This window comes from Mesorhizobium sp. M4A.F.Ca.ET.050.02.1.1 (assembly GCF_003997725.1).
Taxonomy (GTDB): Bacteria; Pseudomonadota; Alphaproteobacteria; order Rhizobiales; family Rhizobiaceae; genus Mesorhizobium.
The window spans coordinates 3547-7215 of sequence record NZ_RZSG01000271.1; the positions used below are offsets into that span (position 1 = coordinate 3547).

Annotated in this window: 3 protein-coding genes; all 3 read left to right on the plus strand. The window is 67.1% G+C overall.

Translation table 11 applies throughout. The features are described 5' to 3' along the window. A partial coding sequence (locus EOA33_RS40565) for an FAD-dependent oxidoreductase (RefSeq protein ID WP_245482360.1) occupies nucleotides 1-527 on the plus strand: 527 nt, incomplete at its 5' end. Nucleotides 528-537: 10 nt separating this feature from the next. Further along, nucleotides 538-816, plus strand: a complete 279-nt coding sequence (locus tag EOA33_RS18400) for a sarcosine oxidase subunit delta (RefSeq protein WP_127406240.1) — start codon at nucleotides 538-540, stop codon at nucleotides 814-816. Further along, nucleotides 816-3669 (plus strand): sarcosine oxidase subunit alpha (locus tag EOA33_RS18405; RefSeq protein WP_245482361.1); only part of this gene is annotated, 2854 nt, incomplete at its 3' end. The genes EOA33_RS18400 and EOA33_RS18405, both read left to right, overlap by 1 nt.

Here is a 3669-nt window from a genome sequence, read left to right on the forward strand (position 1 = left end):
TGCGGGCGTGGCCGGGCCTGCCCCTGCCGATCGAAAGCCATGTGCTGCAGGCCTTCGTCTCGGAAGCGATCAAGCCGCTGCTGCCCAATGTCATGACCTTCGGCGCCGGCCACTTCTATGTCAGCCAGTCGGACAAGGGCGGCCTGGTCTTCGGCGGCGACATCGACGGCTACAATTCCTACGCCCAGCGCGGCAACCTTCCGGTCATGGAGGATGTCTGCGAGGGCGGCATGGCGCTGATCCCGATGATCGGCCGCGTCCGTCTTCTGCGCCAGTGGGGCGGCATCATGGACATGTCGATGGACGGCACGCCGATCATCGACAAGAGCCCTGTGGAAGGGCTCTATCTCAATGCCGGCTGGTGCTATGGCGGCTTCAAGGCGACGCCCGGCTCCGGCCTGGTCTTTGCCCATCTTCTCGCTCGCGATGAGTCGCACCAGGAAGCCGCGCGCTTCCGCCTGGACCGCTTCCAGCGTGGCGCAATGATCGACGAAAAGGGCCAGGGCGCCCAACCGAACCTGCACTGAAGGCCCTGCCATGCGCATAGTCTGTCCCTTCTGCGGCGAACGCGAACTCGGCGAGTTCACCTATCTCGGCGACGCCAAGCCGCAACGCCCAGCGCCGGAAGCCGGCGAGGACGTTGCCGTCTACGAATACGTCTACCTGCGCGACAACATCGCCGGCTCAATGAGCGAGCACTGGTATCATGGCGGCGGCTGCCGGGCCTGGCTGAAGGTCACCCGCAACACGCTGACGCATGAGATTTCAGCCGTCGCGCCCGCGGCTGGCGCCGGTGCCGCAAAGGTTGGCGCGTGATGGTGGGCGGCGCGCAGACACACCGGCTGGCGAATGGCGGTCTCATCGACCGTTCGACGCCGCTGAGCTTCCGCTTCGACGGCAAGACCCTGCTTGGTTTCCAGGGCGATACGCTGGCCTCGGCGTTGGTCGCCAACGGCGTCAAGCTGGTCGGCCGTTCGTTCAAGTACCATCGTCCGCGCGGCATCCTGACGGCGGGATCGGAAGAGCCGAATGCGCTGGTCGAATTGCGCAGCGGCGCCAGGCGCGAGCCGAACACCAAGGCGACGACAGCGGAACTGTATGACGGTCTCGAGGCCGCCAGCCAGAACCGCTGGCCGTCGCTGCGCCACGATTTTCTGTCGGTCAACCAGCTGTTCGCGCCGATCTTCGTCGCCGGCTTCTACTACAAGACCTTCATGTGGCCGGCAAAGTTCTGGGAGGCGATCTACGAGCCGGCGATCCGCCGCGCAGCGGGGCTGGGCCGCGCCGCCGGCATCGCCGATCCCGACCATTACGACAAGGCGTGGGCGCATTGCGACGTGCTGATCGCAGGCTCCGGCCCGGCGGGACTGGCGGCAGCTTTGGCTGCCGGCCGCTGCGGCGCGCGCGTCATCCTCTGCGAAGAGGATTTTGCCCTCGGCGGCCGCCTGCTCGCCGATGGCGGCACGATCGACGGTCTGCCCGCTGCCGAATGGATCGCGCGCACGCTGGACGAGCTTGGCTCGATGCCCGATGTCCGCATCATGACGCGCACGACGCTGTTCGGCGTCTATGACGGCGGCACCTATGGCGCGATCGAGCGCGTCAACGACCATCGGTCGGTGCCGCCGGAGCACCAGGTGCGGCAACGGCTGTGGCGCATCGTGGCGAAGCGCAGCATTGTCGCGGCGGGCGCGATCGAGCGGCCGATCGTCTTTGCCGGCAACGACACGCCCGGCGTGATGATGGCGGCCGCCATGCGCAGCTATGTCGGCCGTTATGCAGCAACGCCAGCAAAACGCGTCGCGCTGTTCACCAACAACGAGGATGGCTGGCGCACGGTCGAGACGGCGCTCAGCACAGGGCTGCAGGTGGCGGCAGTGATCGACGCGCGGCCGGATGTCTCGCCGGCTCATCGCGCGCTTGCTTCCAAGAACGGCTTCGCGGTGCTCAACGGTTCGGTTACCGGCGTCGACGGCGGCAAGGATGGCGTGCGCAAGATCGCCGTCTCGCTGACCGGCGGCGCGCGCGCCGAGGTCGACGCCGACGGGCTTGCCGTCTCCGGCGGCTGGAATCCTTCGGTCGGGCTGACCTCCTATCATCGCGGCCGGCCGAAATGGCGCGACGACATCGCCGCGTTCGTGCCGGATGGCGTGCCGCCCGGCATGCTCGCCGTAGGCGCCGCCAACGGCGCCTTCGGCCTCAGCGCTTGCCTGCGCGAAGGGTTTGAGGCCGGCGCCGCTGCCGCAAGCGGTAGCGGGCGCGGCGGCACCGCAGGTTCAGCGCCGATCGCCGACGACGAGACCTTCTCGCTCACCCCGCTCTGGCATGTCGCCGGCAAGGGCAAGGCCTTCGTCGACCAGCAGCACGACGTCACCGCCTCCGATGTCGAACTGGCGCAGCGCGAAGGTTTCGAATCGGTCGAGCACCTCAAGCGCTACACCACACTCGGCATGGCGACCGACCAGGGCAAGACCTCCAACATTGCCGGCCTCGCCATCATGGCGGCGGTGAGCGGTAAATCGATCCCGGAAACCGGCACGACGATCTACCGTCCGCCTTACGTGCCGGTCGCCATCGGCGCTTTTGCCGGTCACCACCGCGACGAAAACTTCCACGCGACGCGGCTGACGCCGTCGCATCACTGGGCGGCGGAACAGGGTGCGGTCTTCGTCGACACCGGTTTATGGAAACGGGCGCAGTGGTATCCCCGCGCGGGCGAAAAGGACTGGCTGGAATCGGTCACCCGCGAGGTCAAAACGGTGCGCGGCGGCGTCGGCTTCTGCGATGTCTCGACGCTCGGCAAGATCGATGTGCACGGTCCCGACGCCGGCGCCTTCCTCGACCGCGTCTACATCAACAGTTTTTCGAACCTCGCCGTCGGCAAGGCGCGCTACGGGCTGATGCTGCGCGAAGACGGCATCGTCTACGACGACGGCACGACCTCGCGGCTGGCCGAGGATCACTATTTCCTCACCACCACCACCGCCAAGGCCGGGCTGGTGATGCAGCATCTCGAATTCTGCCGCCAGGTGCTGTTCCCCGAGCTCGACCTGCAGTTGACCTCGGTCTCCGACCAGTGGGCGCAGTTCTCAATCGCCGGGCCGAAGACCCGTGACCTGCTTCGCGAAATTGTCGATCCCTTGGAAGACCTGTCGAACGAAGGTTTTCCGTTCATGGGCGCGCGCGAAGTCGCCTTGCGCGGCGGCATCAAGGCCAGGCTGTTCCGCATTTCGTTCTCCGGCGAGATGGCGTTCGAGATCTCGGTGCCGGCGCGCTACGGCGAGGCGCTGGTGCGCAATCTGATGATCGCGGGAAAACCGTTCGGCGTGACACCCTATGGCACCGAGGCGCTCGGCGTGATGCGCGTCGAGAAGGGCCATGTCGCCGGGCCGGAGCTCAACGGCACCACGACCGCCGCCGATCTCGGCCTCGGCAAGATGATGTCGACCAAGAAGGATTTTATCGGCCGCGTCATGGCCGGGCGCGAGGCGCTGGTGGCGCCGGACCGGCAGGTGGTCGTCGGCATCAAGCCGACCGACAAGGCGCGGCGGCTGCGCTCCGGCGCGCATGTCATTCCGAAGGGCGAGATCCCCGGCCCCGGCAACGACCAGGGCTATGTCACCTCGGTCTGCTTCTCGCCGACACTCGACCAATGGATCGGGCTCGGGC

What these genes read in the sequence shown, in the direction of transcription:
- EOA33_RS18400 (WP_127406240.1), top strand. Translation starts at nt 538, where the DNA reads ATGCGCATAGTCTGTCCCTTCTGCGGCGAACGCGAACTCGGCGAGTTC.